The organism is Haloimpatiens lingqiaonensis, from assembly GCF_901447495.1.
GTDB lineage: Bacteria > Bacillota > Clostridia > Clostridiales > Clostridiaceae > Haloimpatiens > Haloimpatiens lingqiaonensis.
On sequence record NZ_CABDWS010000019.1, the window covers coordinates 16010 to 37310 of the forward strand.

The window sequence follows — 21301 nt, forward strand, 5'->3', positions numbered from 1 at the left end:
ATATATATTATTATTCATATATACTATTATCCATATATACTATTATCCATATATACTATTATCCATATATATTATTATTCATATACACTCCTAAAACATATATCCGTGAATGAAATTTTACACTGTATTAGTAATAAAGGTTTTCTGTAGGGTATTCTGGGTCGCAGGTTACATCTATGCTTAGTCTGCCGAAGGTTTGCTCATCGTTAAGGCTTATGATTGTAGTAGAGTGAGCCTGGCATCCCTTTAACATAGGCAATTTTTCCATAGCTACTTGTGCAGTTGGATTTGTAGCTGCACATATGCTAAGAGCTATTAGAACTTCTTCGCAACTTAAAACAGGATTTTTGATTCCTAATGTTTTAGATTTTAAATTTATTATAGGTTCAAGTATTACTGGAGAAATAAGGTGAATTTCATCAGAAATATTTGCTAAATACTTAACTGCATTTAAAACTACGGCTGCAGTTCCATTCATTATATCAGTGCCTTTTCCAGTAAGTATTGTACCATCGTGAAGTTCTAGTGCCACTGCTGGGCAGATTTCGTTTTTGCATGCTTTTTCCTTTAATTCAGCAGAACGTTGTCTTGCAGGCATTACAACTTTTCTATCCTCTTGTTTTAAATTTAATTCATCCATAATAAGCTTAACTCTTTGTAAAGTTTCTTTGTCTGTATATCCTTTTTTATATTCGCATTGAGTTTTGAAGTATCTTCTTATTATTTCTTGTCTAGAAGCTTCTTTTACCACTTCATCATCTGTAATTCCGAAACCAACTCTATTTACACCCATGTCTGTTGGTGATTTGTATATGGATTCTTTTCCTGTTATCTTTTCTATAATTCTCTTAAGCACAGGGAATGTTTCAATATCTCTATTGTAATTTACTGCCACTTCATTGTAAGCATCGAAGTGGAATGAATCTATCATGTTTACGTCCTTAAGGTCTGCTGTTGCAGCTTCATAGGCAATGTTTAATGGGTGTTTTAGTGGCACATTCCAAACAGGGAAAGTTTCAAATTTTGAATACCCTGCAACTTTTCCTCTTTTGTATTCATGGTAAAGCTGACTTAAACATGTAGCTAATTTACCGCTTCCTGGGCCTGGTGCTGTTACTACTACTATAGGTTTTGAAGTTTCAATATATGGATTTTTTCCATATCCTTCATCACTTACTATTGTATCTACATCTGTTGGATATCCTTTAGTAGCTCTATGTTTATATACTTTTATTCCTCTACGCTCTAATTTATTTATAAATACAGTGGTAGCTGGCTGTCCATCGTATCTAGTTATTACAACGCTATTTACCGCTAATTCGTAAGCTCTTAAGTCGTCAATTAGTCTTAAAACGTCCATATCATAAGTGATACCAAAGTCGCCTCTTATCTTGTTCTTTTCTATATCACCAGCATATACACAAATTACTATCTCAACTTTTTCTTTTAATTTATGAAGAAGTTTTATTTTAGCATTTTCATCAAATCCAGGTAAAACCCTCTTTGCATGAAGGTCAAATAAAAGCTTTCCTCCAAATTCTATGTACAATTTGTCGTAATTATTAACTCTTTCCAAAATGTACTTTGACTGCTCTTCTAAATACTTTTTGTGATCAAATCCTATCTTCATTTTACGCTTCACCATCCTAAAAATATTTTTACTTTATATAATTTTTCAATATATTTTTTGCATATATTTTTTTCAATATATAACTTTACATATATCTTTTACAATATATATCTTTTACAATATATATCTTTTACAATATATATCTTTACATATATTTTTTTGCAATATATAACTTTGCATATATTTTTTGCAATATATAACTTTACATATATTTATATTTTTTGCAATATATAATATTTTATATATAATTTTTCAATAAAAATAAATATATTTAAACTTATTGTAGTTTTATCCATACATTGTTAGTATGCACTATTTAATAAGATTAAATATATTTTTAATTGGCCAATTAGCTATATTCCTATGCTTTATAGGGACACTTAATAAGACTTCGGTATTTCCGAATAATCCATGGATTGTATCCTTCATATTAGGATACGTATATTAATGAGAATAAATGAATTTTAATGAAGAATTTCTATAGAATTTCTAATAAAATTTAATAATAAAATTTAATAAAAATACAAAGAATAATTCGAGTAAATTTCTTTGACATTTTATTATCGCATAGTTTTTTGAAATTGTAAATAGTATTTAAGCTTTAAAATTAAAATATAAATTTTCTTTATCTTTAAAATTTTATTATAGATGACATTTAGCATGAACTATCATAATAAAGGAGCTGGTGCATTAAAGAATTTAGATACCATATATTGTTATGAAAATTTAATTCTAAAACAATATATGGTAGTATTTATTCTTAGTGCCACAGCCCCGTTTGTTTTTTATTTATTCTATTCAGAAACAAATTCTATTAAGTCTTTTCCCAGTTTGGCAATGCGTGCTAAAGAATATACATCATATCCTTTTTCTGTTAATTTCTCGCGACCTGTCTGGAATGATTTTTCAATAACAATGCCTATGCCAGAAACCTTTGCACCTGCCGCTTCAACTAATCTTGCAGCACCTTGAGCCGCTTCACCATTAGCCAAAAAGTCATCTATAATTAATATTTTATCTTCTGAATTTATATATTTTTTTGATAAGGTTAGTTCGTAGTCTACTCCTTTAGTAAAAGAATGAATGGTGGTTTGATATACATCACCTTTTAAAATCTTTGAGGATTGTTTTTTTAGAGTTACCATAGGCAAATTCATCTGCATGGCAGTCATAACTGCTGGTGCTATTCCCGAACTTTCTATGGTAAATACTTTTGTAATGCCCTTGTCTTTAAAATAATTTTTAAAGTAAGTTCCCATTTGGAACATTAACTCTGGATCCACTTGATGGTTTAAAAAAGAGTCAACCTTTAATACATTTTCGTTTAGCGCCTGTCCTTCTTTTAAAATTCTGTTATGTAAAATTTTCATTGTATTTCACCTTCCTATATAAACTTGGTATATGGTATATAAATTCACACAAAAATTTTTTGAATATATTATTTACGTAAATTTATCTTATTATAATTAAACAATTATGCGGCTATTTAGTATATGGATACTGTCAAATTTCCTAAAATCACCAAAGGAATTTTGGGCTTAATTTATCATTGTTCATTTATATTGTTCATTTATACATTGCTCATTTGTATTGTTCATTTATACATTGCTCATTACTCATATCCCTTTTGTTATAATACTAAACAAAAAGATAATTGTGATTTTATAACTGCAATAGTTGAATATTTAATATTTAACATTCAACTACTGCTATATTTATATACTTCTGTAAAATAAACTAGTCCCTTTCCTTAAGTAGCACATTCAATATAAGTGCCACTATAGTTCCTGTGGAAATTCCTGAAGAAAAAATCATCTTTAAACCTTCTGGCAATTTAGCTATGAATTCTGGTCTAAAGGTAACCCCCAAACCTAAACCAATGGCTGTGGCAATTATTAATAAATTACGATTGTTTATTTTTACTTTACTTAAGGTTTGAATTCCTGCAGCTGCTACTGTTCCAAACATAACAATTCCAACACCGCCAAGCACTGGCTGTGGCATTATGTTAATAAGTGCTGCAAATTTAGGAAATAATCCTAAAAGCATTAAAAGTATTCCCGCCATAATAGTTACGTGTCTGCTAGCTACTTTTGTCAGTGGAATTAATCCTATGTTTTGACTAAAAGATGTGTTAGGAAGTCCTCCAAAGAACCCTGCAAGCATGCTTCCTATTCCATCTGATAAAACTCCAGCTCCAACACGTTTTTCATCTTCTCCTAAACCTGAAACCTCCAGTATAGCTTTAAGGCATCCTACGGTTCCAATAATGGTTACAAAATATGCTGGAATAAATGGAAGAAGGCATTTTATGTTAAAGTTGATTCCATAAGCAAAAATATTAGGTATTGATATCCAGCTGGCTGAAGCTACTGATGAAAAGTCTACCATACCCATAGGTATACAAATAATATATCCTAAAACCATGCCAATTAGTATGGATGCACTGCTTAATAATCCCTTTCCATAATGATTTAAAAGTAGTGTAACGGTCATTATAAATAATGCTATAGAAATGTTTTTCAAGCTTCCATAATTAGGTGCTCCAACTCCTCCAGCGGCCCAATCTATTGACACCGGCAGCAAAGTCAGGCCAATTAAACATACCACAGTACCTGTTACTACTGGGGGAAATAATTTCATCAAAGGTTTAATAAAAAAACTTAATATAATAACTATAATTGCTCCTAATATTGTGCCACCAAAAATACCAGCTAATCCATATTGAGAGCCTACAGCGATGGCTGGGGCCACAAAGGTAAAATCTGTCCCCATGATACAAGCAACACGCGCTCCCACTGGACCAATGCCCTTGGATTGAATAACTGTAGCTGCTCCAGCCATTAGTATTGCAGCGCTAATTAAGGCAGTGGATATTTTAGCATCCAATCCTAAAGCTCCCGAGATAACTATTGGAACTACAATAATTCCTCCAAAAGCTGCAAATATGTGCTGGAATCCTAGCAAAATCTGTGTTGGAATTTTAGGTTTATCATCTACTCCATAGTTTAGCTGAACTTCTGCTTCATTGTTTTTCATATTCTTGTGCTACTCCCTTCGTTTAGAAATATTTTTTATTATGCTTTCTATTATATTTTCTATCATACAAGGAGCTTCGTAGGGGATGATAATGTGATGCCTATACTGCTTAAAATACTTAAAAAATTACTTAAAACAAAAAACACCTCACTTATGAGGTGTTGATTTTAAATAAACATATATAAATCCATCTAGCTATTTATAGTTATTTAAAATACAATACCCCGTAGTCTGCTAATTTACGGCTAGCAGGTAGAAACTTTCGGTCCATATTACCGATGATATACGAGCTTTATGTATGATATACTGGACATTATAACATATTTCTTTTACGAGGAGAATGGGGACGGTTAATTTTTATTTAGGGAAAAAGAGGAGAAAGAATGGGGACGGTTAATTCTTATTTATTTAGAAAAGAGGAAAGAATGGGGGGACGGTTAATTTCTTATTATTTTTCTATCTGTTAAGATACTTGAACTTAATACTTAAACTTAATATAAACTTGTATAAATTTGTACATTATTGAATGTCATGAGCTTGTACATTATTGAATATCAACTTACAATTTTTATTTCTAAATAAATTATTTATGAATTTAACTAGCTTGTACAAATTTAGCTAGTTTTTATATGTTTAATATATAAGTATAAATTATAAGTATAAATTATAAGTATAAGTTATAAGTATAAGTTAAATACTCATAAATTAAATACTCAACTTTAGAACATAAATTTCAATCATATATTAGATGATTGGCCATTTTAAATTTGAAATTTAAATTGTTCATGCTATCTGCGGCTGGTGCTGCGAAATAAATTTCTCCATTATATTCCTATATTTATCATCAGTTGTTATAAGCTCCACTCCAATAGAACAAAGCTTTGACACTCTTGATTGAGTTATATTTCCAAATATCTTGCATATATCATTACATTTAAAATTGCAAAGACATCTCATTAAAAGTGCAGCTAGTGCCCTAGCAACCTTAGTATTTCTATTATTTTTAATGTATAACATCACTTTCTTTACACCAGTTTCTTTTGCTACAAAATCCATTATCTCATCTGGATCAAAATCTCTTATTAATAATGTTTTCTCACTTTTGTATTCTGTTTTCTCATTTTGAAATTCTATTTCCTCTTTTAATCTTTCATCATTACAGATGTATACAAACTTTATGTAATTTTCTCTTGCCGTTTGTACATCTGAACCAAAAAATTTCATTACATAATCTTCATCTAAAATTCCCGTTTCATCCTTTTCAAGACCTAAATACACTTTTAAACTTGAATATTTATATTTTTCTGGTTGAAACTCATAGCCCTTTATTTTCAATGGATTATTATGAATGTAAGCGGATAGTACTGTTAAATATCTGTCTGTATCTACTATTTTACTCTTGAATCTATCTTGAAATAAATGCCCATGTCTTTTATGAATTTTATTAAATGTTATAGCATATTTAAAATTTAAACCATGCATAATTTCTGATATATCTGCACCATTAGGATAAATTATAAAATGAGCATGATTAGTCATTAAACAATATGCATACACCTTAAATTTATACATTTCTTGTCTTTTTTTCATTTCATTTAAATACATATCCTTGTCTTTATCTCTTTTAAATAGAGGAACCTCTGTAATACTTCTTATCATCACATGGTATATAGCTCCATCTATCTTTATTCTTCCTCCTCTTGCCATAATATCTCCTCATTTCATAGTTATTTTTTATTTGATAGTTATTTTTTATTGCACAATTATTTTTATTGCAATTAATCTTTAATTGTTTTTATTAAATTACTTTTGTTTGAATTATAGACATAAACCAGGATTAATATTCATATTTTACATATTTACTTTTGTATATTCATATCTATGATTTTGTGTCTATAATTTTGTATATTAAAATCTAAAGTTTTGTATACTAAAGTTTGTACTACCGTTTATGAAATTCTCCTTAAAAGAAAAAATGCAAAAATAATAAGGACTGTTAATACACTTTCTATCAAAAGGTTATTAACAATCCTTACTTATTATACTTAATCTACTTATTATACTTATTATTATTCCCTTGTTAAAATTTTAATTCTCTGAAATTCTTATTTCATCCCTTAATTAACTTTAATTTAACTAAGATATAATTGATCTTACCTAATTTTTCAACTGAAATTTGACTGAAAATTTGTTAACCGTCCCCAAGTTTTTTCTTGAAACTAGCTAAAAATTTCTTAACCGTCCCCAAATTTCTTCCCCAAATTTCTAGCTGAAAGTTTCTTAACCGTCCCCTACTTGGTATGCAGTAATTCATGGGCTACATGGCTGTTTGGCTTCTCGAAAAACTCTTGGTAAGCCTGTTTTACCATTGGGTTTTCGTGGGATTTTCTTATAGTCTTGTGAGAGTCCACGGAATATATGCCTTCCATTCTCTTTTTAACTATTTCAGTGTCACATTTGCTGTATGGTTGGCCTGCTCCATTTATACATCCGCCGGGACATGCCATTATTTCTACAAAGTGATATTTAGATTTTCCATCTTTGATTTCGTCCATGATTTTTCTAGCATTGCCCAGGGAGCTAGCCACTGCAATGTTTATATCTTTGCCATTTAAAGTTACAGTAGTTTCCTTTATGCCTTTAAGGCCTCTTACGTCCTTAACGTCTACATTTTCTAAGGTTTCACCAGTTACCCATTCATAAGCAGTTCTTAGGGCAGCTTCCATAACTCCACCGGTAGTACCAAATATGGAACCAGCACCTGTAGATTCGCCTAATGGATTATCAAAATCTGCATCTTTTAAATTTAATAAGTCTATGCCAGATTCCTTTAGCATTTTTGAGAATTCTCTTGTGGTAATTACTATATCCACATCTTTCATTCCATCTCTGCCCATTTCCTCTCTGTTTGCTTCATATTTTTTAGCGGTACATGGCATTATAGAAACTACAACTACATCTTTAGGATCTACGCCTAATTTTTTAGGTAGATATGTTTTTGCCATGGCACCAAAAATTTGTTGTGGTGATTTACAGCTGGATATGAATCTTGTATTTTCTGGATATTCTTTTTCCACAAAATTTACCCATGCTGGACAACAGCTAGTCATAAGTGGAAGATTTTCACCTTTTGTAAATCTTTCTATAAACTCAGTAGCTTCCTCCATGATTGTCATATCCGCTGCAAAGTTTGTATCATAAACTCCCTTAAAGCCTAGCTTTTTCAATGCTGCTACCATTTTTGCAGTTATATTAATTCCCGCCTCAATATTAAATTCCTCTCCTAGAGCAACTCTTACTGCTGGAGCCACTTGAACCACCACATGTTTAGTTTTATCATCTAACAAAGGCCATATTCTATCGTAATCCCTTTTTTCTCTTAAAGCTCCTGTAGGACAAACTGCAACACATTGTCCACAATAAGTACAATTAGTTTCCACTAATGGTTTATTGAAGAATGTAGATATAACAGATTTAAATCCTCTGTCTACAGGGGTTAAAACATTGATTTTCTGAACCTCATTGCAGGCAGTAACACATCTTCTGCATAGTATACACTTATCCATTTCTCTTACTATAACATTAGAAGAGTCATCTATTGGATATTCTGATATTTCCCCTTGGAATCTGTTTTTTCTTATACCTAAATCCTCTGCTATCTTTTGAAGTTCACATTGGCCATTTCTTTCACATTGTAGGCAATCATTTGGATGGTCTGATAATAAAAGCTCCACAATAGTCCTTCTTGTTTTAATAACTCTTGGAGAGTGAGTTTTAATTACCATGCCATCTGTAGCTTCTACAGAACAAGATGGAATTAATTTACCCCTTCCTTCCTGCTCAACTATGCAAACTCTACAAGTTCCCTTGCAATTTCTAACTTCTCCATTATTCATATACATATGACAAAGAGTAGGTATATTTATGTTTAATTTCTTAGCCGCATCTAGTATGGAGGTGCCTTTTTCCACTTCTACTCTTTCACCATCTATAGTTAAGTTAATCATATTCATATTTTCTTCCCTCCCTCGCTAATCAATTGTTATAGCCTTAACCGGACATGCCTTGTAGCAAGCTCCACATTTTATACATTTATCTATATCAATCACATGCTTTTCTTTAACAGTGCCTTCTATAGCACCCACTGGACACCATCTAGCACATTTTGTACATCCTATACATTTATCTGTAATTTCATAATGTAAAAGAGTTTTACAAACTTTTGCTGGACATGTTTTCTCATTAACGTGTGCCTGGTATTCTTCTCTAAAATATTGAAGTGTGCTTAACACTGGATTTGGAGCAGATACCCCTAGTCCACAAAGGGATGTGTCTCTTATAGTGTGGCAAAGTTCTTCCATGTTAACCAAATCCTCTTCTGTAGCTTTACCTTCAGTTATTTTATTTAAAAGCTCTAAAAGTCTCTTATTTCCTACTCTACAAGGGGTACATTTTCCACAGGATTCATCCACAGTAAATTCTAAATAAAATTTAGCTACGTCAACCATGCAGTTATCTTCATCCAATACGATCATTCCGCCAGAACCCATCATTGAACCTATTTCTGTTAAGGTATCATATTCTATAGGTATGTCTATAAATGAATTAGGTATGCATCCACCAGATGGTCCTCCAGTTTGCACAGCTTTTAACTCTTTTCCGTCTTTTATTCCTCCACCTATTTCATATATAATTTCCTTTAGAGATATTCCCATAGGCACTTCTACAAGTCCCACATTATTAATTTTACCTGCCAATGAGAACACTTTGGTTCCAGCAGATTTAGCAGTTCCTATAGAACTATACCAAGCTGCTCCATTATTTATTATTGGTGCAATATTTGCAAAGGTTTCTACATTGTTTACGCAGGTTGGTCTTTGCCATAAGCCTTTTTCAGAGGTACGAGGTGGTTTCATTGTTGGCTCTCCTCTTTGTCCCTCTATTGAATGAATAAGCGCTGTAGCTTCTCCACAAACAAATGCTCCTGCTCCATATTTTATTTCTATGCTGAAATCAAATCCCGTACCTAATATATTTTTACCTAAAAGTCCTGCTTCTTCTGCATGGGCTATGGCTATTTTTAATCTCTGTACTGCTAAAGGATACTCAGCTCTTATATATATAAATCCTTGGTTGGAGCCTGTGGCATATCCACAAATTGCCATAGCTTCTAAAACACTATGAGGGTCTCCTTCTAATATAGCTCTATCCATGAAGGCACCTGGGTCTCCTTCGTCAGCATTACATATAACATATTTAATGTCCCCTTTTGCTCTAAGGGCTGTTTGCCACTTTCTGCCTGTTGGGAAGCCTCCGCCTCCTCTGCCTCTTAGTCCTGAATCAGTTACTTCTTTTACAGTTTCCTCTGGCGTCATTTCAGTAAGCACTTTGCCTAGTGCTGTATAGGCTCCAGAACCTAATACTTCTTCAAAATCTTCTGGATCTATTACTCCACAGTTTCTAAGTGCAATTTTAACTTGCTTTTTATAGAAAGGAATATCTTTTTTATTCTTTATCCTTTCCTTTGTTTCAGGTGCATCGTATAAAAGTCTATCTACTACTTTGCCTTCTACTATATGACTTTTAATGATTTCTTCTGCATCTTCTGGTGAAACCTTAACATAAAATACATGTTCAGGAACTATTTCTATAACAGGGCCTTCTGAGCAGAATCCAAAACATCCAGTCATTACAACTTTAGTAGTTTCCTGCAAGCCTGCTTTTTTTATTTCTTCATTAAGCTTTTCCATTATTTTATATGAATTAGCTGATTTACATCCTGGCCCGCCGCATACTAATATCTGTCTTTCTTTAACTTCTGTACTATTTCCCATGCTTTCAGTATTATATCTTAAATTAACTAATTTACTGTACTTTTCTTTTAGTTGTAGTAAATTATTATAATCTTTTATTCTTTCCATGATTTTTCATCACTCCTTTAGCCCATCTAAAATAGATTCCACTTGTTCTTTTTTGAAATAACCGTGTACCTCATCATTTATAAGCACTACTGGAGCTATAGAGCATGCCCCTACACATCTCAATACATCTAAGGTGAAAAGTCCATCTTCAGTGGTTTCTCCCTCTTTTATGCCTAACTTTCTCTTGAATTCCTCTAGGATATCTCCAGCTCCTCTTACAAAGCAAGCAGTTCCTGTACAAACACTAATAACGTATTTTCCCTTTGGAACTGTAGTAAAGAATGAATAAAAGCTTACTACTCCATACACTTTAGAAACAGGTATTTCTAGCTTATGAGCAATAAACTCCTGAACCTCTTCACTTAAATATCCATAAAGCCCCTGTGCCTTGTGCAAAACAGCTATTAAAGCTGCTTCTTTGTTATCCTGCTTTTGAATAAATTCTTCTAGTTCTTTAAATTTTGAACAATTATTGCAGCCTGTACACAACTTGTATCCCTTCCTTCCCACATCTTCAAATTTAAATTCTCTCTTTTAAATTCTCTTTATAAATTCTCTTTATAAATTGACTTTAATATTAATTAGCTTTAACCTTCATAAGATTGGCTTTGCTCTTCATAAAATTAGCTTTACTCTTCATAAAATCAGATTTACTCTTATTAGGTTAGCTTTATTTTTAATAAGCGTGGCTACATTAGTAATAGATTATAGCTTAGCTTTATAAATTAGCTTTAATAATAATAAACAGAGCTCTTAGCTTCAGATGGAGTTTTTACTCCAACTGAATGTTAGAGATCGTTATCCAGGGACGTAGCTGCCGTTATCTCCCACTTTGTTAGAAGTGGGAGTGTTACGGCAGGTAGTCATCGGATAAACTAAATATAATCTTTATTCAGTTAATTCTTAGATTAATTTTCTTTAGTTCGTTTTAAAATTTCTTTAGTTCATTTTGAATTTTGTTTATTTCATTTTAAAATTTCTTTACTTCGTTTTGAATTTTGTTTATTTCATTTTAAAATTTCTTTACTTCGTTTTGAATTTTGTTTATTTCATTTTAAAATTTCTTTACTTCGTTTTGAATTTTGTTTACTTAGTTTTCAATTATATTTAGTTCGTTTTAAATTTTATTTACTACTTTTAGACTAAAATTAAAGCTTTATACTAAACTTTATTAAACTTCAATTTAGAGTTTGATAAGTTATTAACATTTTAAACATAATTCTTTTTTATTTCCAATATATTTTTTATATGTTTCTACAACTTTTTTAATTATATCATTTTTCTAAATTTTTGTTAATCTAATTTTTTTCCTTCTAAAAAATTTATATTTTTCATATAATCGAATGAAAATTCATTTTTGGGTATTTATTACTAATAAGGCGATATTTAATTAACATTTTATTTGAATATGTTAGTTAATATTACATTCATTTTGTCCTCACTGTGTTTTGAGCTGTTTAGTTCATATATGCAACTGTTATATAACTTTTATACTTATAAAAATAGCTTATACAATAATATCTATTTAATATCTTTGCTATTGTATTATATAAAAATTCATCCTGTAATTTTATTTGTTTTGCAATTTATAAATAAAATAATTTCATAAAGTATCTATAAGTATCTATTTTTCATTATATTTAAAAAACCACCATATAACCTTTTTATGGTGGTTTTTCTAATACTATATATCATTTCGTTAATTTTTTATCATTTTCCTTCATATTACATTGTTACAATTCCATTTTTGAACTATTTCTTATTGTTATAGTTTTTTTCTATAGATTTTATTAAATTTTTTAATAAACTAATTTATTAAGTTTAGCTATTAATTTGTTAACTGTCCCCTATCTTTAAACCAATTCATTAAGTTTAGCTATTAAGTCTTGTGAATTTTTAAAGTGTATTGTGTGAATTCCAACACTGGCTGCTCCTTGTATATTATCTAATGTATCATCAATAAAGATAGTTTCTTCTGTTTTTAAATTATATTCTTCTAGTAATCTCATGTATATTTCTTTTTCAGGCTTTAATAACTTTTCTTTATAAGAAACTATGCCGCCTTGAAATAATTTAAAAAATTCATTTTTCTCTGTTACATACTCAAAAGCTAAGTGATGAAAATTGGACAAATAATAATTATTAATCCCTTTTTCTTTTAATTGTTTTAAAATTTCTATAGTATCCTCCATTGGTGTTAATAAATCATACCAACCATTAAAAGCATCTTTTATTGATTCACTGTAAAAGGCGTGTCTTTCACTAAGTATCTTTATTGCCTCAGTTTCAGTGATAGTTCCTCTATCTAGCATTAACCACTCATCACTTCTGAATACTAACTCTAGTATTTTTTCAACCTTTTCTTCATCATTAAATTTTTTAGTAAGATACGCTTTAGGATCAAACTTTAACAAAACATTTCCTATATCAAATACAATATTTCTAATCATTTTGCCCTCCAAATATAAAATAAAAATGGTATTTCACCCTCTTAAAACTCAGAACAGCCTAAAATTAAGAATATCCTAAAATTTTATATTTCTATAATATAATTATATCCTAAATACAAATAAATTGGGGACAGTTAAGCTATTTTTACAAATAAATTGGGGACAGTTAAGCTATTTTCAGTATTTCTAAGCTGAAAATAGCTTAACCGTCCCCAAATTTTTAGAATAAGTCGTACTTTACTTTTATTCTTTCTAATTTCTCTATCATAGGATCTGAGATAAAAAATAAAAATACAACCGTTGCAAAAGCATGTACTAAGTCAAAGGGAATTCCTGTGGCATAGGTGGATAATAATGCTTTTAGTGTAAATCTAGGCATTATCATGGTTATTGCACATATGTTCATTATTCCGCCATATATTAAAAATGTTGCTAATCCACCATAAATGCATAATATGAAGCGGTTGCTTTTTAATCTTCCCTTTTTAAATATTATGCCTGCAATGAATCCTATTATGCCGAAGCTAAACATTTGCCAAGGAGTCCAAGGGCCTTGTCCAAAGAAGAAGTTGGATACAAGTCCAGCCATAGCCCCTGTTAAAAATGCCTCTTCCGGTCCAAAACACACACCCGTTATTATAATAATAGCTACTACTGGCTTAAATTGAGGTAGCATAAAAAATGCCATTCTTCCCACAACGGCTATAGCAGCCATGGTAGCAATTAATATAAGTTCTCTAGCTTGAGGTTTTCTTTTTTCAAACTTCATAAAAAACGGTACCATGGTATAAATAACTATCATTATACTAATAAAAAAATATTTTCTATCATTTAATTTATATATACCAAAGGCAATAGTTAGTGGTATAAGTATTAGTATTATAAAAAATGTTATTAATTTTTGTATACTAAATTTACGCACCTTTTTATTTATACCATTTACACTGGTACTGCTATTTGTGTTTCCGTAATCAGTATTTGTATAATTAGTTTTGGTATGGCTAGTACTATTTTCTGTATATCCAATACCGTTATTTCTATTACTATTATCATCAGCATAACTATTATTACTTTTATAACTACTATTATCAGCAACATAGCTATTATTATTTTTATAACTACTATTATCATTTGCGTAACTACCATTATTTTTATAATTATCATCATTTTTATAATTATTATCATTTTTATAATTATCATCATTTTTATAATTATTATCATTATTATAACTAGCATCATTATTATAACTATCATCATTATTATAACTATCATCATTATTATAACTATCATCATTATTATAACTATCATCATTATTGTAACTAGCATCATTATTGTAACTAGCATCATTATTGTAACTATCATCATTAATATAGCTACTGCCACTAGTATACCTGTTTCTTTTATTTGTGTTTGTATTATTATTTATACTCTCTTTCGGCATATGGAAATCACCTCTTTGTAGCTGGTAACATCGTTTAATATTCCCCTGGTTAGGCGGTTTAAGGAGGTGGTGTAAAAACTGTTGTCCTTAAAGAATTTGCCAGGTTCATCCGTGGAAACTATGGTTCCATTAAAAAACATAGAACATTTATCTGAGTACTCAGCACAAAAATCCAAGTCATGGGAAACTATTATAATAGTGACTCCATCCTGTTTCAATTTTTTAATTATTGCTCCTAGCTTATATTTAAAAAAGCTGTCTAAGGCTTTTGTAGGCTCATCTAGCAATAAAACCTTAGGGCTGAGCATTAAAATTTTTGCCATGGCAACTATTTGTTGTTCTCCTCCGCTTAGATCATAGGGATGCCTTTTTAGAAGCGATTCTATTCCAAAATACTTTATTATATCTTCTAATTTTTCATTTGCCTCAGCTTTTTTTATGCCTCTACCTTTTAATACTTCTTTTAAATCTAATTCTACAGTTTTCTTCACAAATAGTGCTTGTGGATTTTGAGGCATGAGAACTATTTTGTTGTTGCATAGTATGGTTTCTCTTTTTTTAAATACATCTACATCATTGTATTTCACAGTGCCTCTATAGGGCTGGCATAATCCAGCTATTAGTCTTAGCATAGTGGTTTTCCCTGTACCATTTCCCCCTACTATGGAGTAAATCTCTCCTGCATCAACTTCTAGTGACAAGTCTTTGATTATATCTTGACCATTCTTTTCATATCTAAACCAAACTTCATTTAATTCTATAATGGATTTATCTTTTTCTATTTTCTTTCCTTTTCCCATTATTCTATCTATTATACTTACTTTTCTTATTCCTTTTGAATTCATTGAATTTACTTCTACACAAGATTTACCAAGACCTTCTGAATTCTTTGAATCTGCACCTACATAAGATTTATCTGGACCTTCTGAATTCTTCGCACTTTCATATGGGTGAACTTTATCTAATACTTTTGAATTCTTTGCATCTATATCTGTATAAAATTTATCTATGCCTTTTAACCCTTTTGTCTCTACATCTGAAGAAGATTCATCTATGCCTTTTGAATTTCTTTCATTTGTACCTTCTGTACCTTGGGACTCTACATGAAAATTCACATTTGCAGATGTTAATTCGGCATTATTATCACATACAGCACAGGTAGAGTTTGTATCATAAGAAGCAGCTATCGAGGCACATATGGTGGCTGTCTCATCAGAAGCAGCTATTTCCGAATCACAGTTAGAGGTTAATGTATCACATGCTTCCACATCTAGCTTATGGTCCTTCACATTTGGATATTGGTCATTCAAATAGGAGTTAAGCCATCTTCTACCTTCTTTTATGGTTACAGGATTTTCATGGCTGCCTAAAGTTACAGCTAATCTCATTGGTATTGGAAGGGCATTAAACATAGCTTCATTTTTACCATAAATAATTGAACCAATTTTGTTAGGTGTGGTATCTCCTACAATTTCTCCTTTGTCCATTACTATCACTCTATCAGACAAGGGCAATACATCATCTAAATGGTGCTCTACTATTATTATAGTAGTTCCCAGTTCTATATTAACCCTTTTAATGGTATTTAAAAAATCCACTGTGGCTATTGGGTCCAGCTGCGATGTAGGTTCATCCAATAGCAACATATCTGGCTGCATGACCATTATGGAAGCTAAGTTTAAAAGCTGTTTTTGACCCCCGGATAATTCTGTAACTGATTTTGTAAACCAAGTTTGTATTCCAAAAAATGATGCCATTTCGGCTACTCTTGAACGTATGGTGTTTCTGTCGTATCCAAGACTTTCTAGTCCAAAAGCTAATTCATGCCATACTTTGTCGGTAACCACTTGGTTATCTGGATTTTGAAGCACATATCCTATGCTACTGGCTTCACTGCGCAAATCTATTGATTTTATATCTTTACCCTTGTATAATATATTTCCTTTTGTAGTACCTGCAGGAGTTAAAGCTGGCTTTAAATGCCTTAGAAGTGTTGATTTTCCACATCCTGATCTACCACATATGGTTATAAAATCACCACTTTCTACTGAAAAATTAATATCCCTTAATGCATTTTCAGTGCTGCCTGAATAAGCAAATGTTAAATTGTTGACCTTAAGCGTTTCCATACCATGTCCTCCCTCACATTTACTATAACTGGAAAAATACACAATAAAGTATATGATATATAAAACAAAACACTTACTATAGATATGCTTTTATATCTTATAATAGGAAAAAACATTATTGTGTTAAATCCTAAATATGCTCCAATTAGTACAATTAATATATTTAAAGTTATGTAAATTAAACATTTCTTATCTCTAGAATCAAATCTGTATAAAGAAAAACTCGTTCTGCCTTTTAATCCATATCCCCTAGCTTTCATGGAGTCTGCTGTTTCAATACCATTTTCAAGAGCCCAAGTTATCATTATGGATATTACTTTTACACCATTTCTTATCATACTAAAAATAGTACCTTGAGAGGCTCCCCTACCTATGGATTTTTGCCCTTCTTCAACTACCTTTAGTTGTGCTTTAAATTTAGGCACAAATCTTAATGTCATAGACAGCACTAGGGATAGTGCTGGTATAATGCTTCCAAATAAGTACATAAACTTATCTGAGGTCATAACTTTATGGTAACAAGAAAACCATATAAGTACTGATACAAACATTATACCCGCACCTACTCCGAATGCTATTGATTCTAAAGTTATTCCATGATCATTTAAGAAAAACAGTGCTGTTTCTCCTTGGTGAACAAATAATGGATTTAGTATAGATATTGCTAATCCTATACACAAAGAAGAAAGCAAATTAAATTTTACTGCCTTACTGCCTCCCAAATACACAGAATATATAAAACTACATATTAATGATATTACAAGAAAAGCTGGATGCATAAAAAACATTGAAAATAAAATAACAGAAGTAAAATATGTGAAATTTATTATGGGGTGTAATCTTGAAAATGCATCACACATTATTTATCACCTATCCATTCACACCCAACATCTCTTCCTAAGTCGCATGTGTATTCCCATTCTATATTATCTCCAGGTTTGAGAAGATATCTGCTACAGCCATAGTTTGGAAACCAACCATTAACTTTGTACATCCATCCACTTAAAGCACCACAGTCAAATTCGTATAAGTTATGAATTCCTTTAATATAAACACTGTTATACATTGGGGTAAATTCGAAATCCATGTGTATTCTGTTTCTGGCCATTTCTCTTGAAAGCACATTGTACACCGATTCTCCTTCGTAATATACGGCTCTTCTTCTTTTGTATATTACTCCATCACTTGGAACCATGCATTCTTTTCCTTTACGCAAATCCCCCATATTGTTTAATATAGTGTTACATCTTACAGAGAGAATGCAATAATGGGCTCTACTAGGGTCTATCTTTACATCTTGAGGTTCAACCGGTGTTGGCATTCCCTCAGGAGTAGGGTCGGTCATATATTTATCTTTTTTAGTAGAGTCTGTATGCTTATTAGCCTTTGCAACTAATTCCGAATACTTACCATCGCTGGGATTTACTCCAGAAGTTGGCTTTTGAACTAAACTTCTATCTGCTTTATTTGGATCATCTTTTTTAAATTTGGGTCTTTCCTTGCTGTTCTTTGATGACTTGTTGCTTGAAGTTGATTTACTAGCTGCAGCTTCATTGGCCTTATTTACTACTTTACTAGCCTCGCTCTTAGCTTTCTCTTCAGCTTTTTCTTTCTCTTTATCAATTGGTTTTGATTTACTCTCCGAGTCCTGTTTACTTTCTTCAGGAACACTTGAAACTTCAGATTTTCCATTTTCCGCTATTTGAACGATTTTAGCAGCATTTTCAGCATGTTCATCTGGGGTTTCTATCTTAGCACGAACAACCATTAAACTTATACCCATAAATATAGCTATTACAAAAGCTACTATAGATAATCGTTTTTTTAACACTACACTACACCTACCTTACTAATTTAATATATTTCCAAATTTTTTAATTTAAAAATTATTAACCTTCTCTAAAACTTTTTTGCTTTTGTTTTATCTAAAAGTTGTTAATAAAAGTTGTTAACCGTCCCCAAGTTTTTCTGTTTTTTGTTTTATCTAAAAGTTGTTAACTGTCCCCCAGTTTCTTCTCTTTCTTCTCTAAAAGTTGTTAACTGTCCCCCAGGTTTTTGTTTACCTTTTCTTTAAAACCAACACTAGTGCTCCACTGCAAATAAATAAAACAGTAACAAGTATAGGTTTTGAATTATCTCCTGTTTTAGGAGTTTCTATATTTGTATTGTCTGTATCTGAAGTTCCTTCTTTATCAGTTCCGTTTTGTGAATCATCTAATTGTGCTTTTGAATCTGTACCTGTTTTAAGCTTAGAATCTGCACTAATGAAATAATCTGAGCAATGATCAATTTCAAATGTTGCTTTTCCATCTTTCACAGCTATTTCATTAACTAATTCAGCCTTTGCTGTTTTTTCATTGAAATAGTATAAATAATAATTTCCATCTTTCAAATCAACTTCGATAGTTATTTTTGCTTTTCCTGGCAACTTACCTTCATGTGAAAAGCTTAAAACAACAGCATCTTTTGCCATATCTTTAATTTTTCCATAGTTTTCAGATGTAAATGAAATCTTTGTATTAAAACTAATTTCTGGGTCTGTAATTTCATTTCCCTTAAAGCTTATTGAATAACCTTTGCCCTCTACAGTTTTATCATTAAAGGTATAAACTTCATCAGAACCCATTATATTTTTAAATACATCGTTTACAATCGTCTTATTATTTTCAAGTTCACTTATTACTTTTTCTGCAAATAAAACATCATTATAGTTTTTAACATGCTTTCTATCTTTTTCATTAAGTTTTTGGTATTCAGCCTTTAACTCCAAAACAGCCTTTTTATCCTTTAAAGTTACATTCATAGGATATATTTCACTAAAAATTCTATTATCAAGTTCTCTTACCTTAGCTTCAATTTCTTCTATCTTTTTCATTAATGACTCTAATTTTTCACAGCCAGCTTTCTTATCTGGTAAATCTGGTAATGATTTTAGAGCAATTAAAAGTTGAGAAACATTATTTTTATCATCAAGTCCAATATCACTTGGTAATCTGTCAATATTATCTAAAATTAATTTTAGTTTAGCGAGATTTTCTTTTTCTAATTCTTCTTTAAGTTCCTTAAGTTTCTTATTTGCATTATTCAATTTTTCAATATTTGTTACCTTTTTCTTGTCAGTATCGCTTAGTTTATTAAACTTATCATTTATTTCTACTATTTTTTTCTCATCAGCTAATGTAATTTTTTCTGGAAGATTATTTATAGCATTTATTACATCATTTACCATAGCTTCATCTGATACCATAATATTAATTTCATATTTTTTTACTTCATTTTGTCTATTTTTTATTTCAATCTGTATTTTTTCTCCATCTACGGCCTTTATTTCAGAATTTACTGGTATACTGCTTGTATCATAAGGACCCATTGGTATATTTACGAAGCTAAAACTCTTTACATTGGATGGAATTTCAAGAGAATAGCTTTGCTTATCTTTATCAAGGGCTATGTTGTAATTATTTCCATTGCCCTTTATAATGAATTCCTTTTGATTGGTTTCTGAACGAAAATCATATAGGTTTCTCATATTATTTCTTAAACGCCAGTAAGATACCAAACCATAAAGTGTCTGTTCTGTTGCCATACTATTTGATGCATCAGGTTTAGAGCTTGGATTTTCAGGATCATATTTATATGAGTGTAAAAATCCTCCGTCTCTATCATTTCTATATTTCATTATTCCATCAATTAATGTTTTTCCATTTTTTATAAATCTTGAATCTTTCTCGCAGTCAATTCCAACAGAACACAATGCAGTAAGAATTTGAACCGTACTTTCTACATTTTCAGTTCCCCAACTAAAATAATCACCATCATTATTTTGTCTTTTACCCATTAAGTCCAGACCTTCATCTATAATTTGCTTTATAGTTTTACTGCACTCTATATAATTTCCTTGTGCATCCTTAATGTGTTTTGATTTATATGTGTACACTTTATCACTGTTATAATATGGTGCTAAGGCTTGTATAGACATGCCTGTTATATCTATATCAGATACCTCTCCCCAAAGGGCAAATCCACCATCTGCTAATTGTTCCTCAAGTATTGCTTTTATGATATCATCTCTTGTATATTTAGCTCCATCTGGGACCTCGTATCTCATACTATCCATTGAAATAAGGGCCCAAATAGCTCCATTTATACCCTGTCCCTTAATTCCTCTTTTTGTAACACAATTATAACTACCATCTGCAATTAAATTTATAGGCTTGCCATTTGGATCAGTTCCAATTTTTGTAGGATCTCCACCCATAGCAAGAACTGCCAAAGAAATTCTATGCCACTCAGTACCTTTCACAGGGTGTAATTTACCTCTATCCTTATATCTTTCAGTAATATTTTTTTCTATGGCAGAAAGATATGCAGCATAATCATCTTTATATCCATATCTTCCAATACCTATTGGAAACCAATCACCAGGTGTGGTTCCTGCCATCTTTAAGAATTCAGGATTTAATAGTTTTTCATTTCCTTGCTTTGCCCATTTTATTATTCCTTCAATAGTTTCTTCTAGCTTTGCATTAGAAATAGAATTAACTTTTGCTTCCTTTGCAAAAACATTAGTAGTCATTCCAAGTATCATAAATATTGAAAGCATAATACTTAGTAACCTTTGTTTAATTTTCAAAACATACACTTCCCCTCTAATTTATTGCTATGTCAACACAAAAATGTATTAATTATGC

The 21301-nt window shown here is 30.9% G+C and carries 14 protein-coding genes and 1 riboswitch; all 14 genes read right to left on the reverse strand.

Annotated elements, in window-relative coordinates:
* Positions 1-127: 127 nt before the first annotated feature.
* The 14 genes from FGK85_RS05545 to FGK85_RS05610 all read right to left on the reverse strand — a co-directional run bounded on the left by FGK85_RS05545 (position 128) and on the right by FGK85_RS05610 (position 21243).
* Complete coding sequence (locus FGK85_RS05545) at positions 128-1630, reverse strand: DUF1846 domain-containing protein (RefSeq protein WP_138204531.1); 1503 nt, start codon at positions 1628-1630, stop codon at positions 128-130.
* Between the two features lie 794 nt (positions 1631-2424).
* Positions 2425-3000 carry a xanthine phosphoribosyltransferase gene (locus FGK85_RS05550; RefSeq protein ID WP_138204533.1) on the reverse strand — a complete coding sequence of 192 codons (576 nt, stop codon included), beginning with the start codon at positions 2998-3000 and terminating at the stop codon, positions 2425-2427.
* A gap of 367 nt (positions 3001-3367) precedes the next feature.
* On the reverse strand, positions 3368-4669 hold the full coding sequence (locus FGK85_RS05555; RefSeq protein ID WP_138204535.1) for a nucleobase:cation symporter-2 family protein: 1302 nt from the start codon (positions 4667-4669) through the stop codon (positions 3368-3370).
* Between the two features lie 207 nt (positions 4670-4876).
* Positions 4877-4978, reverse strand: a riboswitch (purine riboswitch).
* Between the two features lie 474 nt (positions 4979-5452).
* Positions 5453-6376 (reverse strand): transposase, encoded by a 924-nt coding sequence (locus FGK85_RS05560; RefSeq protein ID WP_138204537.1) that lies wholly within the window; start codon positions 6374-6376, stop codon positions 5453-5455.
* Between the two features lie 584 nt (positions 6377-6960).
* Positions 6961-8682, reverse strand: coding sequence for an NADH-dependent [FeFe] hydrogenase, group A6 (locus tag FGK85_RS05565; RefSeq protein WP_138204539.1), 1722 nt, complete (start codon positions 8680-8682; stop codon positions 6961-6963).
* A gap of 18 nt (positions 8683-8700) precedes the next feature.
* Complete coding sequence (locus FGK85_RS05570) at positions 8701-10590, reverse strand: NADH-ubiquinone oxidoreductase-F iron-sulfur binding region domain-containing protein (RefSeq protein ID WP_138204541.1); 1890 nt, start codon at positions 10588-10590, stop codon at positions 8701-8703.
* A 9-nt stretch (positions 10591-10599) separates the two neighbouring features.
* Positions 10600-11079 (reverse strand): NADH-quinone oxidoreductase subunit NuoE family protein, encoded by a 480-nt coding sequence (locus FGK85_RS05575; RefSeq protein ID WP_138204543.1) that lies wholly within the window; start codon positions 11077-11079, stop codon positions 10600-10602.
* A gap of 1364 nt (positions 11080-12443) precedes the next feature.
* The gene (locus FGK85_RS05580) at positions 12444-13040 is read right to left on the reverse strand and encodes an HAD family hydrolase (protein WP_138204545.1); all 597 of its coding nucleotides are present in this window, start codon (positions 13038-13040) and stop codon (positions 12444-12446) included.
* Positions 13041-13260: 220 nt separating this feature from the next.
* Positions 13261-13809: an ECF transporter S component gene (locus FGK85_RS15585; RefSeq protein WP_243122811.1), complete on the reverse strand. Its 549-nt coding sequence runs from the start codon at positions 13807-13809 to the stop codon at positions 13261-13263.
* A 170-nt stretch (positions 13810-13979) separates the two neighbouring features.
* Positions 13980-14423 (reverse strand): hypothetical protein, encoded by a 444-nt coding sequence (locus tag FGK85_RS15590; protein WP_138204547.1) that lies wholly within the window; start codon positions 14421-14423, stop codon positions 13980-13982.
* 39 nt (positions 14424-14462) lie between these two features.
* The gene (locus FGK85_RS05595; protein ID WP_138204549.1) at positions 14463-16610 is read right to left on the reverse strand and encodes an ABC transporter ATP-binding protein; all 2148 of its coding nucleotides are present in this window, start codon (positions 16608-16610) and stop codon (positions 14463-14465) included.
* Complete coding sequence (locus FGK85_RS05600) at positions 16583-17470, reverse strand: energy-coupling factor transporter transmembrane component T (RefSeq protein WP_138204551.1); 888 nt, start codon at positions 17468-17470, stop codon at positions 16583-16585. Before FGK85_RS05600 ends, FGK85_RS05595 begins: the two co-directional genes overlap by 28 nt.
* The gene (locus FGK85_RS05605) at positions 17470-18441 is read right to left on the reverse strand and encodes a DUF4430 domain-containing protein (RefSeq protein WP_243122812.1); all 972 of its coding nucleotides are present in this window, start codon (positions 18439-18441) and stop codon (positions 17470-17472) included. The genes FGK85_RS05600 and FGK85_RS05605 overlap by 1 nt, the downstream gene beginning before the upstream one ends.
* Before the next feature lie 228 nt (positions 18442-18669).
* The gene (locus tag FGK85_RS05610) at positions 18670-21243 is read right to left on the reverse strand and encodes a prenyltransferase/squalene oxidase repeat-containing protein (protein ID WP_138204553.1); all 2574 of its coding nucleotides are present in this window, start codon (positions 21241-21243) and stop codon (positions 18670-18672) included.
* Positions 21244-21301: the final 58 nt, after the last annotated feature.